19 protein-coding genes are annotated in these 21,106 nt (G+C 42.0%); 9 read left to right on the top strand and 10 right to left on the bottom strand.

Features of this window, described 5'->3' with window-relative positions; genetic code table 11:
* Positions 1-44 precede the first annotated feature (44 nt).
* On the top strand, positions 45-770 hold the full coding sequence (locus tag ACEW80_RS27455) for a Uma2 family endonuclease (RefSeq protein ID WP_373529636.1): 726 nt from the start codon (positions 45-47) through the stop codon (positions 768-770).
* Between the two features lie 77 nt (positions 771-847).
* Here the strand turns inward: ACEW80_RS27455 and ACEW80_RS27450 are convergent, their stop codons facing one another.
* On the bottom strand, positions 848-1,795 hold the full coding sequence (locus ACEW80_RS27450; protein ID WP_373529635.1) for an NAD-dependent epimerase/dehydratase family protein: 948 nt from the start codon (positions 1,793-1,795) through the stop codon (positions 848-850).
* Between the two features lie 146 nt (positions 1,796-1,941).
* On the opposite strand from ACEW80_RS27450, the gene ACEW80_RS27445 reads away from it, so the two are divergent.
* The 6 genes from ACEW80_RS27445 to ACEW80_RS27420 all read left to right on the top strand — a co-directional run bounded on the left by ACEW80_RS27445 (position 1,942) and on the right by ACEW80_RS27420 (position 8,381).
* Positions 1,942-3,084: a glycosyltransferase gene (locus ACEW80_RS27445; protein ID WP_373529634.1), complete on the top strand. Its 1,143-nt coding sequence runs from the start codon at positions 1,942-1,944 to the stop codon at positions 3,082-3,084.
* A gap of 113 nt (positions 3,085-3,197) precedes the next feature.
* Positions 3,198-3,956, top strand: a complete 759-nt coding sequence (locus ACEW80_RS27440; protein WP_373529648.1) for a sugar transferase — start codon at positions 3,198-3,200, stop codon at positions 3,954-3,956.
* A 493-nt stretch (positions 3,957-4,449) separates the two neighbouring features.
* On the top strand, positions 4,450-5,529 hold the full coding sequence (gene gmd / locus ACEW80_RS27435) for a GDP-mannose 4,6-dehydratase (protein ID WP_373529633.1): 1,080 nt from the start codon (positions 4,450-4,452) through the stop codon (positions 5,527-5,529).
* A gap of 24 nt (positions 5,530-5,553) precedes the next feature.
* On the top strand, positions 5,554-6,498 hold the full coding sequence (locus tag ACEW80_RS27430; protein WP_373529632.1) for a GDP-L-fucose synthase family protein: 945 nt from the start codon (positions 5,554-5,556) through the stop codon (positions 6,496-6,498).
* A 73-nt stretch (positions 6,499-6,571) separates the two neighbouring features.
* Entirely contained in the window at positions 6,572-7,147 is a 576-nt protein-coding gene (locus ACEW80_RS27425; RefSeq protein WP_373529631.1) for a 5-formyltetrahydrofolate cyclo-ligase, read from the top strand.
* 397 nt (positions 7,148-7,544) lie between these two features.
* Complete coding sequence (locus ACEW80_RS27420) at positions 7,545-8,381, top strand: carbohydrate ABC transporter permease (RefSeq protein WP_373529630.1); 837 nt, start codon at positions 7,545-7,547, stop codon at positions 8,379-8,381.
* A gap of 119 nt (positions 8,382-8,500) precedes the next feature.
* Here ACEW80_RS27420 and ACEW80_RS27415 read toward each other — a convergent pair whose 3' ends face one another.
* Positions 8,501-9,154: a sugar transferase gene (locus ACEW80_RS27415; protein ID WP_373529629.1), complete on the bottom strand. Its 654-nt coding sequence runs from the start codon at positions 9,152-9,154 to the stop codon at positions 8,501-8,503.
* A gap of 719 nt (positions 9,155-9,873) precedes the next feature.
* Here ACEW80_RS27415 and ACEW80_RS27410 point away from each other — a divergent pair.
* Entirely contained in the window at positions 9,874-10,521 is a 648-nt protein-coding gene (locus tag ACEW80_RS27410; RefSeq protein WP_373529647.1) for a Uma2 family endonuclease, read from the top strand.
* A gap of 169 nt (positions 10,522-10,690) precedes the next feature.
* Here the strand turns inward: ACEW80_RS27410 and ACEW80_RS27405 are convergent, their stop codons facing one another.
* The 8 genes from ACEW80_RS27405 to ACEW80_RS27370 all read right to left on the bottom strand — a co-directional run bounded on the left by ACEW80_RS27405 (position 10,691) and on the right by ACEW80_RS27370 (position 19,109).
* Positions 10,691-10,837, bottom strand: a complete 147-nt coding sequence (locus ACEW80_RS27405) for a hypothetical protein (RefSeq protein ID WP_373529628.1) — start codon at positions 10,835-10,837, stop codon at positions 10,691-10,693.
* Between the two features lie 106 nt (positions 10,838-10,943).
* Positions 10,944-12,428 carry a caspase family protein gene (locus ACEW80_RS27400; protein ID WP_373529627.1) on the bottom strand — a complete coding sequence of 495 codons (1,485 nt, stop codon included), beginning with the start codon at positions 12,426-12,428 and terminating at the stop codon, positions 10,944-10,946.
* Between the two features lie 19 nt (positions 12,429-12,447).
* Positions 12,448-12,828, bottom strand: a complete 381-nt coding sequence (locus ACEW80_RS27395; protein WP_373529626.1) for a hypothetical protein — start codon at positions 12,826-12,828, stop codon at positions 12,448-12,450.
* A 166-nt stretch (positions 12,829-12,994) separates the two neighbouring features.
* A complete protein-coding gene (locus tag ACEW80_RS27390; RefSeq protein ID WP_373529625.1) occupies positions 12,995-13,771 on the bottom strand; it encodes a nucleotide exchange factor GrpE in 777 nt (258 codons plus the stop codon).
* A 1-nt stretch (position 13,772) separates the two neighbouring features.
* Positions 13,773-14,069 carry a DnaJ domain-containing protein gene (locus ACEW80_RS27385; RefSeq protein ID WP_373529624.1) on the bottom strand — a complete coding sequence of 99 codons (297 nt, stop codon included), beginning with the start codon at positions 14,067-14,069 and terminating at the stop codon, positions 13,773-13,775.
* A gap of 289 nt (positions 14,070-14,358) precedes the next feature.
* Positions 14,359-16,854 (bottom strand): tetratricopeptide repeat protein, encoded by a 2,496-nt coding sequence (locus ACEW80_RS27380; RefSeq protein WP_373529623.1) that lies wholly within the window; start codon positions 16,852-16,854, stop codon positions 14,359-14,361.
* Between the two features lie 679 nt (positions 16,855-17,533).
* A complete protein-coding gene (locus ACEW80_RS27375) occupies positions 17,534-18,790 on the bottom strand; it encodes an FAD-dependent hydroxylase (RefSeq protein ID WP_373529622.1) in 1,257 nt (418 codons plus the stop codon).
* Positions 18,791-18,812: 22 nt separating this feature from the next.
* On the bottom strand, positions 18,813-19,109 hold the full coding sequence (locus ACEW80_RS27370) for a hypothetical protein (RefSeq protein ID WP_373529621.1): 297 nt from the start codon (positions 19,107-19,109) through the stop codon (positions 18,813-18,815).
* Between the two features lie 582 nt (positions 19,110-19,691).
* Between ACEW80_RS27370 and ACEW80_RS27365 the strand changes: the two genes are divergently transcribed.
* Positions 19,692-21,023 (top strand): calcium-binding protein, encoded by a 1,332-nt coding sequence (locus tag ACEW80_RS27365; RefSeq protein ID WP_373529620.1) that lies wholly within the window; start codon positions 19,692-19,694, stop codon positions 21,021-21,023.
* Positions 21,024-21,106: the final 83 nt, after the last annotated feature.

Raw genomic sequence — 21,106 nt, 5'->3', positions numbered from 1 at the left:
ACCGCGATCCGTTAACTTAAAGTTAGTCGGTCAGGATTCCCCTTATGTACCAAACAGACCCGCCTCGTCCTGCAAAAGAAACCCTACCCACCATGTACGATCTTCCCAGTGAATGCCCGGAGGACTCTGGTTTGCCTGACGAATTTCACCTTTTTCAACCCCAACTTCTGCGCGAAACCTTCTGTCCGCCTAACTATCCAGCAGAGGAGGTATTTGTTGCCACCGACTTAAACCTTTACTATGACCTCCGGCATACACTGTGGTACAAACGCCCAGATTGGTTTGCTGCTGTGGGAGTTTCGCGTCTCTACGAACAGCAAAACTTGCGTCTCAGTTATGTTATCTGGCAAGAAGGTGTTGCTCCTTTTGTAGTGGTAGAATTGCTTTCTCCTGGCACTGAAAAAGAAGACTTAGGACAAACTCTGCGGGAGATTAACCAACCGCCGACCAAATGGGAAGTTTATGAGCGGATTTTGCGAGTTCCTTACTACATTGTGTTTGACCGCTACACTGACAAACTCCAAGCATTCCAATTAGTTGCAGACCGCTACAGCGAATTAGACTTGAGTGCCCCACGGGTCTGGATGCCGGGTTTGGAACTGGGCTTAGGGCTTTGGCAAGGTTCTTACCAACAAATTGAGCGATTGTGGCTACGTTGGTATGATGCATCTGGGAATTGGCTTCCCACTCCCGTCGAACGAGAAAGTCAACGCGCTAACAGATTAGCAGCACAACTGCGAGAGTTAGGCGTTAACCCCGATGAGTTTTGAAGATGCGAAAAGCATCAGTCAACTTAAGCAAAACGGGCGAATTCTATTCGCCCTGGCTACTGCACAGCGACGTACCCTTAAACATTTTTACTCACTTGTAAAATCTCGTCATCTACAGAGAAATCAACATCAGCTTTATCTTTTGCATTAGCCAAATAGTCGTTTTCCAGAGAGTCTTGTAACCCAGAAATCAAATCATATTCAGGATGCCAGTTTAACTCTGTTTGCGCTTTATTCACCGAAGCAAAGAAATGCTGCACCCGCATTGGAAAAGCTTTGCGCTTGCCAAAATCAAACTTTTTCGGATCGTAATGAACAATTTTGACAGCATCGGCTGACTTGCCAGCCGCTACAGCACTAGCACGGGCTAAACCATCAAAAGTGACAAAGCGATCGCTAGAGATATTATAAATCTCTCTTACTGCCTGTTTATTGCCCAAAACTTGAGTCAAAGCCTTTGCTAAATCTTTTACATGACCTAGCTGCGTGATATGCAATCCATTTCCGGGGATGGGAATGGGGCGATCGCGCACAACTCTGTCAAAAAACCAGCTTTCCAACTCGTTATAATTACGTGGTCCGTAAATATAAGTAGGACGAATGGAAGTAAAGGGCAATCCCAATTGCATTAGGTAAGCTTCTGTTTCATGCTTACCCAGGTGACGACTTTTAGGATCTACAGGATCACCCTCTACATGGGGCAGTTGGTCAGATTTCAGATATACCCCTGCCGAACTCATATACACAAAATGTTGCACTCGGTCTTGAAAAATCTCTGCTAATGGTTGAGTATCAGCAAGTTCCCGGCCATTATTGTCAAAAACAACATCAAAATTTTCTGGTGATAATTTTGCTTTTAGCTGTGTAGCATCCGTGCGATCGCCTATAATTTGTCCTACTCCCTGTAAAGAAGGTGCTGGCCGATTCCCCCGATTGAACAGCACCACCTCATGTCCTTGTTCCACTAGTAGTTGAGTCAAATAGACACCAATGAACCGAGTGCCACCCATAATTAGAATTCGCATAAATTTCCCCTTTAATGCCCAATGCCCAATCTGAGGTTATCAGGTTGCAGCATCCATCTGGAACCCTTGGGGAAAAATTGCGTCTTATTTGCTAATCTAGAGCGCTTCCCGTTAATTACTCACTTTTCCATTTATTCAAGTTAGCTGTGTCCTTGAAATATGCTCTGGTTCATGAGTGGCTGACACCCAAAGCCACCGGTGGTTCAGAACTGGTTGTGCGGGAAATTTTGAATCACATTGATGCTGATTTATATGCCCTCATCGATTTTGAATCAAGTAATCCTGAAAGTTATTTATACAAGCGTCAAATTGGCAAAACCTTTCTTCAGCATTTTCCTTATGCTCGCAACGGCGTACAAAAGTACTTGCCTTTGTGGCCTTTGGCAATTGAACAACTGGATTTGCGGCACTATGACATAATTCTGTCTTCATCCCACGCTGTTGCCAAAGGAATCCTTACCACTTCGGATCAGTTGCATATTTGTTACTGCCACAGCCCTATGCGCTATGCCTGGGACTTGACCTTTGACTATCTACGCTACAGCAAACTGGGGAGTGGTTTACCTGGGTGGGTGACGCGATATTTGTTACATCGTTTGCGCCAGTGGGATGTATTGAGTGCCAATCGCGTTGATTACTTCATCGCCAACTCGCAGCATACATCTCGGCGGATTTGGCGCTGCTATCGGCGAGAAGCAACAGTCATTTATCCACCAGTGAATATTACAGAATTTCCATTTTTATCTCAGAAAGAGGACTTTTACCTGACAGTTTCCCGGCTAGTGAGTTACAAGCAAGTATTGTTGATTGTCAAGGCTTTTAATCAACTAAAACGACCATTAGTAGTAATTGGTACAGGAGATGAAATGAAAGAGATTCGCAAGATAGCAAACTCCAATATCCAAATAATGGGATGGCAACCCGATAATGTGGTAAAAAAATATATGGCTAGAGCGAAAGCGTTTGTGTATGCAGCTTGTGAAGATTTTGGTATCGCCTTAGTGGAGGCACAAGCCTGTGGCACACCAGTGATTGCCTACGGTGCAGGGGGTGCTTTAGAAACGGTGCGAGATATTCGTTCTTGTGCGGATACAGGAACAGGTATACTTTTCAGGAAGCAAACAGAGGCAGCTTTGGTGGAGGCAGTAGAAAAGTTTGAAATATATCAGCGTTCATTCAGTTCTGAGTATATGCGATCGCACGCCGCGCAATTTTCACCGCAAATCTTTGCACACCGTTATCTAGATTTTGTAAACAAGTGCAACGAAAAAAGACCGTTTTTGGAATGATGGTCTTGGTTAATGTAGTTATTTTTTTAGGCTTTTGGTAATTTCCCCCAGAAGCACCTCATTTTGGCTTTAAGATTGGGACTATGTGTGGTGTGGATTAATTAAGGAGTATGATGACTGCCCAGAGCTCACTCCTCTCCGGCAAGCGAGGCGTACGGCAAGACACTAAAGCGTCTACGCGTACTTTCTTAAAACGCGGTCAAAAAACAAAGACGCCAAGAGTTAAACCCAAAAGTTTATCTTTTCAGGGTTTAAACGGAGAGTTTGCCAAGCGACTGTTTGATATAGTGTTTTCGCTGTCAGTGTTGATTTTGTTTTTCCCCGTCTACTTAATCTTGGCCTTGCTGATTGCTTTCAGCTCGGATGGGCCAATTTTTTATATTCAGGAACGGGTGGGGAAAAATTACAAACCGTTTAATTGTATTAAATTCCGAACAATGGTAAGCAATGCGGACGAAATCCTCGTGCAAATGATGGAAACATCGCCCCAGTTGCGACAAGAATTTGAAAGCAGTTTTAAGCTGAAACAAGACCCCAGGATTACCAAAATTGGTCGATTTTTGCGAATTACTAGCTTAGACGAATTTCCCCAGTTCTGGAACGTTTTAAAAGGGGACATGAGTGTAGTCGGTCCCCGACCCTTGGTAGCAGAAGAACTGCCAAAATACGGTTGTCACATTGACGAGATTTTAAAAATCCGTCCAGGAATTACTGGTTTGTGGCAGGTATCTGGGCGTAATGACATTCCCTACCCTCGGCGAGTTCAAATAGACCTGCATTATGTCAAATGTAGGAATTTCTGGCTTGATTTATGGATTATTTTGAAAACTGTAGACGTGGTCATTCTGCCCAAAAATAACGGAGCATACTGAGTAATTACTTAGCTCGATTCTATGGGGCAGTTAATGCCCCTAAGTACCAGTTTTGGCTGTAAGACTAAGTACTGTTCATCTTGTCTATATAGTTATCTATAATTTGTGCCTTTCTACTTAGCTCAGACTTCTTTGAGTGAGCATCTATAGTTCGTTTTCCTCTTTTCGGATTTTTGCCAGAAGTCTAATTTAAAATACCTATTTTATTTAGTCTTCACAAAACCAGAGATATATGAAGTTTTGACAAAAAAACATACATAATACACAATATTTAAAGAATCTTGATCTATGTGGTAAAAGAAAAATATACATGGTTTATCCAAGGTTAAGCTTACGTGTTAAGCTACTTTTTACTAAGTATATTTATTTACGGAAAAAGCCTCCTAATCACAATATCTCGTAGGTTTCCCATTAGGCAATTCAGTAATTAGCTGTTAGGTTGTATCAGATTGCCTGTAACTTTTTAATCAAAGACAATAAAGGATAATTGAGCATGACGCAACAGAAGCGAGCGTTGATTACTGGTATTACCGGTCAAGATGGTTCATATCTAAGTGAATTTTTATTGGAACAAGGTTATGAGGTTCATGGCATCATTCGCCGAACTTCTACCTTCAACACAGACCGCATCGATCACATTTACGAAGACCCCCACAAAGATGGAGTCCGGTTGTTTCTGCATTACGGTGACTTGACGGATGGTACGACGTTGCGGCGCATTTTAGAAGATGTCAAGCCAGTAGAGATTTACAACCTCGGTGCTCAATCCCATGTCAGAGTAAGCTTTGATTCACCAGAATACACGGTGGATACTGTCGGAATGGGGACGTTGCGTTTGTTAGAAGCAATTCGGGACTACCAACAGCGTACCGGAATTCAGGTGCGATTTTACCAAGCGGGTTCTTCAGAAATGTACGGTTTAGTACAAGCAATACCTCAAAGTGAGACAACGCCGTTTTATCCCCGCAGTCCCTATGCTTGTGCAAAAGTTTACGCCCACTGGCAAACTATAAATTATCGTGAGTCTTACGATTTGTTTGCTTGTAATGGCATACTTTTTAACCACGAGTCACCCCGCCGTGGTGAAACCTTTGTAACCCGCAAAATTACTAGAGCAGTGGCTAGTATCGTTGCTGGTAAGCAGAAAAAAATTTACATGGGTAATCTCGACGCCAAGCGAGATTGGGGCTACGCAAAAGATTACGTCAAAGCAATGTGGTTAATGTTGCAGAAAGACCAGCCAGATGATTACGTAATTTCCACTGGTGAAACTCACTCAGTAAAGGAGTTTCTGGAACTGGCATTTAATTATGTGAATCTCAATTGGAAAGATTATGTAGAGTTTGATGAGCGTTACCTCCGTCCATCTGAGGTAGAATTATTGATTGGCGATTCTACCAAAGCACGGCAGCAGTTGGGCTGGACAACATCAGTAACCTTTGAAGAACTAGTTTCTCTAATGGTAGAAGCAGACTTACAAGTATTAGGTCACACTTCACCCAATGGAAATGGCTTGCAATTTCAACATGATATTGCTACTACTCGTCAAGAACTGGGCGCTCGCCACTTCTGATTTCACACCACAGAGGATAAAAATATGACCGCCTTAGAACTAAAAAATCAACGCATTCTCGTCACTGGTGGGTCAGGGTTTCTAGGTCGTCAGGTGATAGATCAGCTGTGTCAAGCAGGGGCTGATCGTGAGAAAATTAGGATACCGCGATCGCATGATCGTGATCTACGTGTCTGGGAAAATTCCCAACGTGCAGTTGACCAGCAAGACATAATTGTTCACTTAGCAGCTCATGTCGGTGGCATCGGTCTAAACCGCGAAAAACCCGCAGAGTTGTTCTACGATAACTTGATTATGGGAACCCAGCTAATTCATGCTGCCTATCAAGCTGGAGTAGAAAAGTTCGTTTGTGTTTGCACAATCTGCGCCTATCCTAAATTTACCCCAGTGCCATTCAAAGAAGATGATCTTTGGAATGGCTACCCAGAAGAAACCAACGCTCCCTACGGAATTGCCAAAAAAGCACTTTTAGTCCAATTGCAATCTTACCGCCAGCAGTACGGTTTTAATGGCATTTATTTACTGCCAGTGAATTTATATGGCCCAGAAGATAACTTTGACACTGCAAGTTCTCATGTTATTCCAGCATTAGTTCGCAAAGTTCACGAAGCCCAAATTAAGGCAGAAAAGCAACTCCAAGTTTGGGGTGATGGTAGTCCTACCCGCGAGTTTCTATATTCAGAAGATGCGGCGCGGGGTATTGTTATGGGAACTCAATTCTATAACGAATCGGAACCAGTTAACTTGGGAACGGGTGAAGAAATCTCCATCCTTAATTTAGTAACTCTAATCTGCGAACTGATGGAGTTTAAGGGTGAAATTGTTTGGCAAACTGATCAGCCTAATGGTCAACCCCGCCGTTGTTTAGATATTGAACGAGCAAAGCAAGCCTTTAATTTCACGGCTCAAGTCAGCTTTGAGCAAGGGCTAAAGAATACCATTGAGTGGTATCGTCAACACGCTGCATAACGATGTACTAATGAATGTAGGGTGGTATAAGCTGGGCGATGCCCAGCTTATTTGTTTGACCCGATAAATTTTCATGGATAAAGTTAATCATCAACTAAATAAAGCAGAACTACGCCGCACTCTACTCAAAACACGTCAATCAATGTCCGTTGGAGAGTGGAGAGAAAAAAGCGATCGCATTTGCTCTCATTTACAAAACTCTACTTTGTTCACCCAAGCAAAAACAATACTCGCTTATTTCAGCTTTCGTCAAGAACCTGACCTCAGTCCACTATTTGCAAACACCAAATATCGTTGGGGATTTCCTCGCTGCGTTGACAAATCCTTATATTGGCATATTTGGACACCTCAAGATTTTGTGCAAAATGGCGCTTATGGCATTACTGAACCATACCCAGATGCTCCAATCTTAGATGCTGCCGAAGTAGATTTGATTCTCGTCCCCAGTGTAGCTTGTGATTGTCAAGGATATCGTTTGGGTTATGGCGGCGGATATTACGATCGCTTGCTCAGTTTACCGCAGTGGCAGACAAAGCAGACTATCGGAATTGTCTTTGATTTTGCCTATTTGTCCCAATTACCGATTGAACTTTGGGATAAACCACTACAAGCTATTTGTACCGAAACCGGATTGACTCCCAAAGGCTGAAGGATTCAGCGCCAAAACCCCTAACCTAAGTTCAAGCCAATTTACAATTATACTTAACCCAAGCGTATTGGTTTTTAACGAATATTTTTAGCAATGCTATAGATAGTTTTTGGAGTTTATCGATTTAATTTAAAATTAAAGTCAGGCAATATTTTACCTCTAAATGAATGTTGTAGAGGTTTTAGCTATGAAGAAAGGCAGCTACTTGTGAGGAGTATTGAGACATTTATTAATTCTGATTAACACTCTTACTTTCTGAAATTCACAGATCACCGATTTCTCAAATAAGTTGGGTATTTGAGCATCCACCCAATATTTGACCACAGCCCTAACTCCTAAGAGATTGTAGTGAGATATAATTCAATTTTCTGAAAAGATAATTTTCCTTATTAATCAAATGCTGAACTGGAAAAAATCACGATCGCAAAGTCTGCTAATGTATGTGCTATTAGGAGCGATCGCACTGGTGATGCTCTTCCCCTTACTATGGCTAATTAGTACAGCCTTAAAATCGCCTACGGAAAATATTTTTCAGTCGCCGCCACAGTTATTGCCCACTCAACCGACACTAAATAACTTCTTTAGTGTATGGAACTCTCTACCTTTTGGACAATACCTTTATAACAGTACCTTAGTGTCAGTGCTGACTGTGGGCTTAAATTTGCTGTTTTGCGCTTTAGCTGCCTATCCATTGGCAAGATTGTCGTTTGTGGGGCGAGACTGGATTTTTGTAGCGATCGTCTCTACGATTATGATTCCCTTCCAAATCGTGATGATTCCCCTCTATATTTTGACAGTCCAGTTGGGTTTGAGAAATACTTATTTAGGAATGATTTTTCCGAGTTTAGCTTCTGCCTTTGGTATTTTTCTGCTGCGCCAAGCTTTTATAAGTGTCCCCAAAGAGATAGAAGAAGCCGCCCGCATGGATGGTAGCTCAGAGTTAGGTTTGTGGTGGCATATTATGTTACCAGCAGTTCGCCCAGCCCTGGTAACTTTAGCTATTTTCGTATTTATTGGTGCTTGGAGTGACTTTTTGTGGCCTTTAATTGTCATCCAAGACGAAAATTTATACACTCTGCCCTTGGGAGTCGCAAAGCTAGCAGGGACATTTTCCCTTGACTGGCGCTTAGTAGCTGCTGGCTCAGTCATTGCGATCGCTCCAGTATTATTACTATTCTTATTTTTACAACGTTACATTGTACCCACGGAAACTGGTAGCGGAGTTAAGGGTTGAAGAAGAATTCAGGAGTCAGAATTCAGAAGTCAGAAGTCAGAACAAGAAAGTTGGGGATGAGGGAGAAATAATTAATGCCCAATGCCCAATGCCCAATGCCCAATGCCCAATGCCCCAATTCAATAAGCACCAGTCTTGTTGAATACTACCCAGATAGTTTTAACAATCAGACTCAGATCGTAAGTTACAGACCACTTGCGTTGATAATCTATATCCATCTTGACAATAGTTTCAAAGTCTGTGATGCTAGAACGACCATTAGCCTGCCATTCTCCGGTAATGCCTGGTTTAACTCGTAATCTATCCCAGTGGTGTGGATCGTAATGCGTGACTTCATCAGGGGTAGGTGGACGAGTACCAACTAAACTCATGTCCCCGATCAGAACATTCCAAAATTGGGGAAATTCGTCTAGGCTAGTACGCCGCAAAAATTTACCCAGACGAGTAATGCGAGGATCGTCAACAGATTTAAAGATGTGACCTTTGGCTTGATTTTCGATCAAATGCTTGAGTTTATCGGCATCGACGATCATAGAACGGAATTTCCATATACGGAAAGGTTTTCCGTTCAAACCACAGCGAATTTGGGAATAAAATATTGGGCTTGGTTCATGAATAAAGGTAGCAATTGCTACGAAGATTGCTAGTAGAAATGTAATAATCAGCCCGACAATGGCTCCAACAATGTCAATTAATCGTTTTGCCACGCTTACAGTTGACGGGTGTAAAGGCTGTTGCGAGCAATCAACTAAATAAAGATAAAGATGATTCATAAGGGCTAACTTATCTACAACAGGACTTTTTGCATTAGTAGTGTAGACACAGAGATGATTCTTAGGCTATTTTTACTGCTTTTATCGCTTCTGCTGAGTGACAATATACACAAAAATTAATTAAGAAAAAACTGAAAACCGAAAGTTTACAGAATCTTTCAATTAAAGTGGTAGATTATAAATTTTCAGTGTTTTTCAGTAAAATAAAAGTAATGGTGCTAGAGTGCTAATTCATTCGACCTTAAACTCTTAACTTGACTCGGGGATTGCATAGGAAGGATTCCAAAAATTTTTGCTAGGGTTCCTGCTGATGGACTGAAATTTTTTACCCTTTATCTACGTTACGACAGCTTATGACAGGCGATCGCATACAACTATTAGATTTATGGCAGTACAGAACAAGTTAGTTACGAGTACTTGAGTGATTACTCAAATGAAAATTTTCTTCCCCATCAGGAAATGACTGAGGACAACTTGTAGTAACAAGTAGAAACTAAATCAGGAACTAAAACCTCTGGGAACTCAGAGGTTTTTTCTTCAAACTACGCCCCTCGACACGCTTTTATAAGGGGGTTCTTTAAGCAAACGATGTCCGACAACAAGCTGCTGCGTGTTCAACTATCTAACAATTCTAGTAATGAAGTAGCAAAAATTGTCGCAGCGTATTTAGTCAACTAGAGTAAGCTAAATTTAAGTTTAAGCTACTGGGAGTGGAGATGATGTTGTTGGAATTAAAGCGCATTCATGTTCCACCGGGACAAAGAGTGCTATTGCAAGATGTAACTTGGCAGGAATTGGAAACAATTCTAGAAGATTTAGGGGAACACCGCGCTGCACGAATTGCTTATGACAGGGGAATATTAGAGATTATGGCACCACTGCCAGAACATGAAGACGATAAAGAAATTATTGGTGATTTAGTCAAAGCGCTTTTGGAAGAATTAGATATTGAGTTTAGATGTCTTGGTTCTACAACTTTTAAAAACCAAGCAATGGCTAAAGGTATAGAACCTGACCAGTGTTTCTATATAAAAAATGAATCTAAGATTCGCGGCAAGAAGCGACTAGATTTAACAGTAGATCCTCCTCCAGATTTAGCTCTAGAAATTGATATTACTTCTCGCACTCATCCTAATATTTATGAAGCGCTAAAAGTACCTGAGCTTTGGCGTTTTGAGCAAGGAAAGCTCCAAATTAATGTTCTGCGAGATGGACATTATGTAGAGTCTCAGCAAAGCCTAAATTTTCCTGGATTGCCACTAATTAAGGCGATTCCCCAATATCTTGAGCAAAGTACAACAGCAGGCAGAAATGCAACGCTCAAAGCTTTTCGTCTTTGGGTACAAAAGCAAATACAACAGCAATGACTGAATAATTCGTAATGACGCTCTTTAGGAGACCCCCCGCAAGCGGCAGGTGTTATGGTAAAACTTGCCGAACTGCTCAGGGCAGGCAGCTAGCTGCGCGTAGCTTGCTTCTTTGCAGGAGTACACAGACTCGCTACCACTACGCTAACGTAATTCGTAATTTAATAAATTAATTATTAATTTTGGGTGCTGATATTGTTGCTGTCAGCACCAGAATAGTCAGGGTAATCACGCCAATAAACGATTGTAGTTGCATCAAAGATTGGTTGAGATCCGTGGACACAAAACCACCTTTGCCATTGACGGTTGCAATCACTGCGATCGCCTTTGCATCATAACTGTTAACGTAGCTTTCCTTTCCGTGTGCAATTGTTGAGAGGAAGCATCAACAAATCGAGAACACCACCAATTATCTTTTGAAGTTAAGGGGAAGGGGTTTTTACTAAATAACAAACGGACTCTTTTCCCTCTACAGTCGTTATCCACTGACCGTTCCATTCTCCATTGACGGCGGCGGCGGCTACAGGGCATTTGATTTTTGCATCCTCATTGCTCCAGATGGGACCTGCCTTAACTGGACTAGGAATTTGTGGGTCTAGGGTGGGATTAGGTGGGATTACTCCTGGTCTACGAGAAGAAGTAACAAAAACAACAACAAAAACAGCGATCGCAACTCCTAACCCAATTAATAAACCAACTTTGTTAGGTTTTGAGGGTGGGGTAGGAGTTTCAGCTTGGCTTGCTGCTACGGATTTGTTTGGCGGTTTGATTGATGCCACATCTTCACTACGGAAGACGGGTTGAGCCGGAATCACCTTCGCAGGCACACCTGACGGATGGACTGCTATTTTCTGGGAAATAACTTGAGCTTCAATTTGAGCAATATCTTCATCTCTAAGTTTTAAAACTTGCTGCAAGCGTTTCAACTCGTTTTGAGTATCGCTACTGAGAGAATGCTCGCGCCCAATCGCCTCAACTAAAACTTGCTCATAGCGCTGTAATCTTTTCTGGTACTCCTGGTAAGGTTTAAGCACCTCGTTTTCAATTGCCGCAGCAACTTCAGGTAGCAGTCCCAGTCCATCTCGTAGCGCATCTAAGACATTACGACCTACACCAGAAATCACACCACGACTAGCAAAATGCTCAACTTCTTTGCGATATCTTAGCTTGGGATCTTCGGTGGGTGCTTGAGAAATACGGATCTTGTAACCTTCCTTGACTGCATAAATTTCTGGTTTCATTGCAGGCGCAGTTTCTTGAACTTTCCCTTTGGCATACTCATGCAACTCATCAATGGAAACCACACCATCGTTATCGAGATCTGCTGCTCCAGTAGCGATTCCCTCGACTAGATAACGAGTGTAAGTCGAAAGTTCTGACCCTTCCTGCTCAAAGGAATACTGGGTGGAAGTTGAAGATGTGAGGACAGCCCGTCCTTCTCCTCCCAGTTGTTTTTTCACATCTACAGAACCGTCATCTTTAGCTGACCAACCTTCGGCAAATGCTCCACTAAAGCAACAATCTAGAATTACAACTTGTCGCTGAGAGCGGCTATTGCTCATAATGTCTTGCACAAAACTGGCTGGAACCGCTGTTGCCTGGATTAGTTCTCCCTGTGAGGTTTTACGAGTGATGCGCGTAGCTAAATGTAGCTTACCGTTGTCATCTTTGACACCATGACCAGAGAAAAATAGCAGCACTAAATCCTCTTTTGTGCGACCCGAAAATAATTTTTCAATCTCTTCCTGCATCACCTGTCGATCAGGATTTGACAACGTTTTAACGTCATCAAATCCACCCATATCGGGGTGCTGTAATACTCGCCGCATCGCCTCTACATCTCTGGTAGCCCCAGGTAGGGGAGTCAAACCTGGTGCGTAATCACTGACCCCGATCACAAGTGCCATCTTAACCATTTGTGACCTCTTACGTAGATGCTACAAATTGTTGAGCTGCCTGAATTGCTACTAACAATTCTTGCTGACTGCTCGCTGTGACTTTGAGCTTCTTTCCGTTGGCTTCAACCTCCATTGTAATCTGTTTACCAACCAAGCGATCGCTCAAAAATCCAAATACAGTCTTGATATTTTTTGCATTCACCTCAGCCGTTAGCAACCCAACCAAAACTGCGCCTAATGCCTTGTTTCCGGCTGGTGGATTAGGATCAAGGATACGTTTAACGTCTTTTACTTCGTCTAAGTTAAGCATTTCGCGCCGAAGGCTTTGGGTTAATTTTTCCAATGCTTCATCATCTAACTGAGGGTTTCTCAGATCAAGCGTGATTTGAATATCAGATGTAGTAGGCATAGTCAATTCTCGGTTATAGATAATACTTCAACTAGATTTTGAATATTCCCGATCTGATTATAAATCAGGATTACATTTGCCTTTTATGCAGAAATTTTGCTTTTGAAGAAATTCTTAACAAACGTGATTTTCATTGATTTGGAATTGGTGGTTGATTTACTCCGTCTTACTTCTCAAACTCCCTAGCTACGCCTGTCGCTACAATCACTTGTGCTTCTCTGAGGATGCGATCGCCACATAAATAACCTCGTACTACTTCTTGAATTACTGTATTATCAGTGACACCTGCTTTTTCTTCGCGTCCGACTGCATACATTGTCTGGGAGTTAAAAGGTTTCCCTTGAGCAGCAATGGGAACAACACGCCGTTGTCGTAGTACTTCTAAAAGCGATCGCCTAATTAACTCGACTCCCTGTTGATTGCTAGTTAAAATTTCGCTTAAAGATTCTGATACTACTGATTTTTCAGACAACGTTGATTCAACTTCCTTACCAGCAAACCATTGTTTTATCTTTGTCCAGAAGCCTTTTTGTAGGGTAGGTTTTGGGTTTGAGGTAGTAGATAATGCTTCTAGTTCCTCTTGCCAATAATTACAAGCTCGATCTAAAGCATCCAGGATACCCAGCAAATCTTTTAGTAGTTTCTCCTGCTGTTGCTCAAATTTAGCCGATGCTTGTTTTTGACTTTCTTCCAGACGTATTTGCAACTGTTCTTTATCTGCGCGAGTTACTTCCAATGCTTGCACTAGAGCATCTTGAGTAGAACGCAATAATTTACCCTGTTGCTTAACTTCATGGCGCAAGGCAGTCCATTCTGCCACCATTTGATATACGTCAAACAAATTAGTAGATTCTGGGGCTTCACCCAAATACTCAGGTGGCGTTTGTTCTGACTGTAAATAATCTAAAAACTTGGTAAATAAAACTTCTTGATCATTTGTCATATTAGAATGTGGCACGAATTAAATCATCTAGGCTAACTTCTAGTTGAGCGATCGCTTTTTCCCGCACCTGTTTTAATATCTCTGGGTTAAGTTCTGCTTCCAATGGACGAATTTTTAAGAAATCTTCATTTTGCGGTGTCTCTCCTTTGCGAAGTGCCTCGTAAGCGCCTCTAATTGCCTTAAATTCTTCTGGATAAGTATGAGCCGGGAATTCCCGCAGTTTAGCATGATACGCCGCTTTAATTTCGGCGGGGGTAGCTGCTGGAGAAATTCCTAAATGTTCGTAGTGGGAAGTCATAAAAAGTTTGGGCGTTGCCGAATCAAGGGATGAAATGTTATGTATTGAAATCTAAAACTCATTATCCTCTCTGCGTCTGGGCGCGACGCCAGGTGCTTCTCCTTACCGGAGACGCTGCGCGAACAAGTCGGGGAACCCGCCCAACGCACTGGCTCCTCTGCGTGAGAAAAATCATCCCGCATTTATGCAACGCCAAAGTTTGGAGTAAAGACGCGATTGATAGCGTCTAATTAATTTCGTCTATTAAAATTAGGAATTATAAGATTCTCCTCTGCCTTATTTAAAATAATTACTGAAATCCTCCTTTTCTTCTACCCTTTTGTTGTTTACGATTAGGCGGTAAACTTCTAAAGATAAAGTCTAATTCTGACTCTTCCTCCTCCTCATCATCATCATCTGAGAAGTCAGGCATAGTGTTTAACATCATTTGCTTGAGTTCTGGAAGCATCCGCTCAAACTCTGCTTTAGGCATTTTGCTACCAAATAATTTTCTGATCATCCCTTCTAATAAATCATCAATATTTGACATATTCATATTGTCAAATTTCTCTGGATCTGGCATTATGCTCTGAGTTTCTTGAGCGGCAAGATATGCTGCCTCTTCCCGAAAGGCTTGTAATGCTTTAGCATCTTGTAAACGACGAGCTAATTCAAATCCCTCTTGCTTCAATTGTTCGTATTTTGGTTTGTCAACAGGGTAGGTAGTGGCTCTAGCTAATAGCAACAAAGGATTTTGGGGTTCTCGACGTAGTGCTTCGTCTAAAGCCGGAATCAGGGTTGTAATCCAGCCAAAACGCCGTGCTTGGAGTTGAATATTTGCCAGAGCGTTGCCTGGTTGTGGCATGGTATCGAGATATAAACGTAGAGGAAACTCTAGTTTTTGAGGACTACCTTCTTTGACAGCTAAAACAACAAGATGTCCCACTCTGGCTTCGGGATGTTCTGCTGAGAGGTTGAACAACTTTTGCAGATATTGATTTATTACAGCAGCAATGCCTTTTTCGCGTTTGGCGAAGAGGTGAATAGCAAGTGCGATCGCCTGCAACACAGGAATCTGTTCTTGACTAGATAATTGTTGTATGTGAGCAACCCATGCTTGGGTTGCTGCTTTTTGATTTAACGAAACTCGTCCACCGGAGTTGACAGGACTTTGGACAGCGTTAACAAAAATTTGACAGGCAATTATAGCCGGATCTTTCTGCTCTTTACCCTCCACCAAACGACTAAAGAAGCCGTAATTCAGCGTAGACAGGGCATCTACCCACGGCAACACCTCAACCTCTGTTTCAATGGTGAGGTCGCCAAAGTACTTGCCAAAGCGACGACGAGCTTCATTGCGTGCTTGTTTGTCTCCTAGCTCATCCCAACAAGTCAGCAAGGCACCGTAAATTTCTTCATATCGACATCCACCTTCAATTGCTTGAGTTATCAGTGCGATCGCTTCAGTATAATTTTCCTCCATTGCCTCAATTAGTCCCTTGCGCCCTAGTACCTCTGGCGATGTGGGATAGATGCGTTCTGCTTGTTGCAGAGATCCGAGAGCGGCGCGATCGCGACCAAGTGCCATGTAAGCATCTGCCATCTTACAATGCAAGTGAGCTAAAGTTGCTTTTAATCGCTCTGAAGGCCATTCTTGAGGTTTTTGTTTCGCTTCTTGCTCTAACCACTTCAACAACCGAGTCAACAAACGTGGGCGTTCTTCATCGCAATCATTAGCATCTAAGACTTCTAATAAGTTAACTGCCAACTGCGGATTCAAGGGTTTCTCTGTTAACAAAGGCTGCCAAAATAGCTGTACACATTCTGCTTGTCTTTGATTAAATGCTTGTTGGCCTGCGAGGGTTAAAAGCGATGTCCGCAGACTATCTAGTTCTGGGAAGCGAGTTACATTTCCTTTCATCCGTAGCAACACATGAGCGGCATCATGATGATTGCCATCATTAATTAGCTGTACAATTGTCAACGCTGATATTGCATCCTGGATCACCTGCTCTTCTCGTGCCAGATTTTGGGGTTTGAGGGGTGGTTCTCCGGTCTTTGCTTGTTGGGAAGTTGCCAATCGCTCTAAAATTGGATGTTCCAAATACTTTGGTTTGGCAAAGGCAAATTGGGATGACTGCAACCCCAATAGATTAGCGGCGGCATTCCAATTACCACTCACTTGCTGGCTGTAAACAATCCAAGCACTTGGTAAATCTCCTGGAGTGATGGGGCGCTTAATTTTTTCAAAAGATGTCAACGCGGTTTCTGGTTGTTCCTTTTTGAGAGCAATCACTCCTCGTACCCAGTGGAGTTGAGCAGCACTAAACCGTTTCGATTGTTGATTGATTAACTGCTCAACTGTAGCGGTATCTCCTTTGAGCAATAGGAGCTTGAGATAACAAATGCTGTAATCTTTGATCAGGTTGTCCGCTTCAAAAGCTTCACGGAGCAATTTGAGAGCTACGTCCAGTTGATTCAACTCTACCAAACACTTTGCTTGCCAGTAGTGAGCATCTCCAACTAGACCCAATTCTAGAACACGTCCAAAGGATTTTTCTGCTTGTTTAAAGTCTTGCTTTTGGAATTCTTGTTGACCGCGCAACAACCAAATCTCTGATTCTTTGGGAGTGAAGTCAATATCAGGATGCGATCGCTGAATTTTTTTGATTTCTTCCAATGCCTGCCGATATTTTTTCTGCTTCAGCAATTCTTGCAGTTTTACCTGGAAGGAGTTTTCAGCAAGTTTTTTGTCTGTGTTAGAGACGTTTTTTTGTGAGTGCTGTTTGGATTCGTGTTTAGCCATCCTTGCCTCCAGTCTGGTAAAACTGCTGATACAGCCTATCCTTAATTAAGATATCAGCGATTGCGATCGTTTATGTAGTTGCTAACCGAAAAAGAGTCATGAACAAGCAAATATACTTTAACATGACGTGCGACTATTCTTAGAACCTCTTTCCAAACCTCTCCTACACAGTGCTATGGTGTAAACACCAGTTTTTTGACCTGCACCTTAGTTGCATCGACTCACATCTTAGTTGTATCGACTCACATCTTAGTTGTATCAACCTGCATCTTAGTTGCATCGACCTGCACCTTAGTTGCATCGACCTGCACCTTAGTTGTATCAACCTGCATCTTAGTTGCATCGACCTGCATCTTAGTTGCATCGACCTGCACCTTAGTTGCATTGACCTGCAAAAATTAACTTACCCGACGTTACGCAGTAACTCTAAAAGATTTGTGTGTACACGGTCAATACTTTTCGGTTAAGATGCACAGTCCTTAATTGATCCCCCTTAGTCCCCCTTAAAAAGGGGGAAATAGAGTCATCTTAGCCCCCCTTTTTAAGGGGGGTTGGGGGGATCAAGTCTTAACCAAACCGTATTGTGTACACGGTAGCCCACAGTGAGAAAGGCTTTGATTTTTGCTCACAAGATAGTGGTGAGTCTTAATCCCCACCCTCCTGACTTCTGACTTCTTCTTCAACGTTTTGCCAATTCTGGAGTCCGCCCTTTTAAACCAATCATCAACTTCAGCATAAACACCTTTAATACAGGTACTCGCTGCAAAAGCCATAAACCCAGACGACGAACTACTACCACAGGTAAGAAATTATTAGAAAACATCCGATCTAACAAATCCGTGAAACCTAAAATCGTCAGATTTTCTAGCTGACGCCAGCGTTCATAACCTTTGAGAATCTGAATGTCGCCGATATCTTTACCCGCCTCGTGCGCTGCTTGGATTACTTGCGCCAAAGCGGCTGCATCCCGAATACCCAAATTTAAACCTTGTCCGCCGACAGGATGGCAATTATGTGCTGCATCACCAATTAATGCTAGTCTGGGGAGAACATAGCGATCACTCTGCATAAGTTGTACCTGAAATACAAAGCGATCGCCTAATAATTCCAATTTTCCCATCTGATCACCATACCGACGGGTAAGTTCTCTTAAAAATTGCTCATCATCTAAGGCACATAAAGCTTTTGCTTCTGCGTGGGGGGCTGTCCAGACAATGCGGCAACGGTTCCCCGGTAAAGGTAAAATCGCAAAGGGGCCGCTAGACCAAAATCTTTCGTAAGCGGTGTTATTGTGGGGTTTTTCTGGTTTGACAAATGCCACGATGCAAGACTGCCAATATTTCCAGCCTAAAGTTTTGATTCCAGCCGCTTGACGAATTGGCGATCGCGCCCCATCTGCTGCTATAAGTAATTTGCTACGAACTGTCTGTAACTGTTCGGCAACTTTAACATTTATCGCTACTATATCCTTCTGGTACTGCGTATTTACCACTTCAGCCGGACACAGATAAGTTACATTTGGACAATCTTGGACAAACTCCTGCAAAGGTTGCAACAGCGATTGATGTTCCGCCACATAACCCAACTCTGGTGTACCTATATCATCTGTAGCAAATTCCACTACATTGGGATAATCGGCATCGGAAAGATGAACCCGGCAATATTTGGCAACTTGGGGCAGCATCTTGTCCCAAACTCCAATTCCTTGATAAATTAGCGACGAAAGCATATGAACTGCATAGGCTTGCCCCTTAGCTACCGCCACTGATGCCGCTTTCGCCTCAATCAGCAAGATACTCAAACCAGAATCTTTTAAAGCAGAGGCTAGAGTTAACCCAATAATCCCACCGCCGACAATTACCAAATCATAATCATATTCCCGATCATCTAGTGGTGTTGGTTGAGGGGAAATTTGCTCAAGCTGCGTTATGGTCATTGTTAAGTTAGGTTACAGCGTCTTAACTCTTATTTTGACGCGATCGCACCCTCATCAGCAAGGTACTCATGATCCTCATTGGAGAATTGAAAGTTTTCACAGAGCGATAAAACAAGTATGTGGTATTTGTCGATTCATGGTGAACCCCCGTTGTAGCGACTGGCGCTAGCGATGAAGGAGCGTCACCCGTAAGGTTGAGAGACAGCCATGCCATCAAGACATATATATTTTGTTTACTCCAAGCATTTGTTCCTTTAGAGTTAATGTGTTCTGAAAACTTAATTTCTAATTGGGATGAATTGCAAAAAAATCTATTCACTTTAGTTGTGTGTGAGTACATTGTGAACAGTTTAGGATATCTTTAGATGTCATTTTTGCTCAATGAGTAAGTCTAATGTACTTTTAATCACCGGATCTTCTAACATTTCAATTCCGCTTGTTATATGTAAATAAGCTTATATATCTATAGACACATTAAAGAAGATACATTATTAATGAAGTATGTATTCATTATGCCAGTTTCTAAGGCATTACTTTATTCCTGATATCCCTATTATGTAACCAAATGATTTGGTATTGCTTTTACCAAATGGCAAACTTTGGCTTGCAGAAATTTAGGTTTGATTGGTTGAAAAAATTTAAAAAATCGCCATGTATTCAGAGGAGCATGAATAAGAGATGATTTACTGCTCTAGTGTATTCAGGTTTGGTGACCAAAACAATTGTCAATTCACTGCTTTTCGTAATTCGCCATAAAATACACGCCTATATAATTGGATAATTTGTGGGTTTCAAGCCCTCACTGATTGTAATTGCGAACAGAAACAAGCAAATTGTCTTGACAACTAGTGCCGATAGTTGGCACTATCGGCGAATCATCAGTGCATAGTAACAGCACTAAATGCCAATTGAAAACTTAAAAATTGTAGAAAATATTGTTTTAAAGGAGTCAAAATTTATGGCAATTATCATTGGTACAAATCAGAATGATCACCTTTACGGTACTGATAATAATGATAGTATCAAAGGACTGGCGGGAGACGACAACCTTTATGGAGGCTCAGGTAATGACAACCTTGATGGAGGCTTAGGAAATGACTATTTAAACGGAGAAGAGGGTAATAATAGTCTATACGGACAAGCAGGCAATGATTCTTTCTATGCGGCCAATTCCTCTGGGAACAACCTTTTAGATGGAGGTGATGGAAATGATCAGCTTTACGTTTATACCTCGACTGGAAATAACACTCTCAAGGGTGGAAGTGGAAGCGATATCTTAGATGTTTCCTTCTCTTATGGAAACAATATCTTAGATGGTGGTACTGGAAATGATCAGCTTTCTGCTCGCTACTCAGTCGGAAACAATACCCTCCAGGGTGGAGCCGGAAATGATTATCTCAGAGTTGATTTGTCTGCTGGTAATAATGTCCTGAATGGAGGTGATGGAAATGACACCCTTGATGTTAATTATCAATGGAAAGGCAATAATATAGTTTCAGGGGGAAAGGGAGCAGACATTTTTTATGCCTATGGAGTTCAGGGTGCTAACACTCTCAATGGTGGTAGTGGTGACGACTCTTTCTATATTAGTAGTCCAAACACTGTTCTCTATTCTTTAGTAACTCAAACAGTTGATGGAGGTACAGGTAATGATTACTTGTACATTAACTATAGTAGTGCGATCGTTGAAATTACCTCAAGTTTCAACACTGCTACTAACGAAGGTTTAATTACTGCCGACACAAATCAAGTTAGTTACAAGAATATCGAACGGTTGGAGATCAAAGGTACGGTCTATGATGACAATATTGTAGGCGGTAATGGTGACAATAAACTCTATGGTAGTGCAGGTAATGATACCTTAAGTCTTAACCATTACGCACATGGTAATAACATCGTCAATGGTGGGGCGGGTGACGATTTTGTGTATGCAGATTTAAACTATGGCACTAACCTATTAGAAGGTGGCAATGGGAATGATTATCTATCCGCGATTTTAAACTACTCCTACGCCTACGGCGGAAGTAACACCCTAAATGGTGGTGCAGGTAATGACATTTTGAATGTTAGAAATTCCTATGGTAATAACATCCTGAATGGTGGCGCAGGTAACGATACCTTATACGCAGACTATACATCTGGTAGAAACATACTAGACGGTGGCGATGGTGATGATTACAGCACTTCCGTCTGTAATGAGGTACACTTTAAATTAAAGTATAAATATTTTTAAATGAAGTCATACTCTATCGATCTTCGAGAAAAAATAGTTGCAGCACATGTTCAGAAAAACATCTCAATCAGGAAAGTAGCTAA

It is taken from the genome of Nostoc sp. (genome assembly GCF_041747015.1).
In the GTDB taxonomy this organism is placed as follows: Bacteria; Cyanobacteriota; Cyanobacteriia; order Cyanobacteriales; family Nostocaceae; genus Nostoc.
This window is presented reverse-complemented; position numbering and strand designations above follow the sequence as displayed.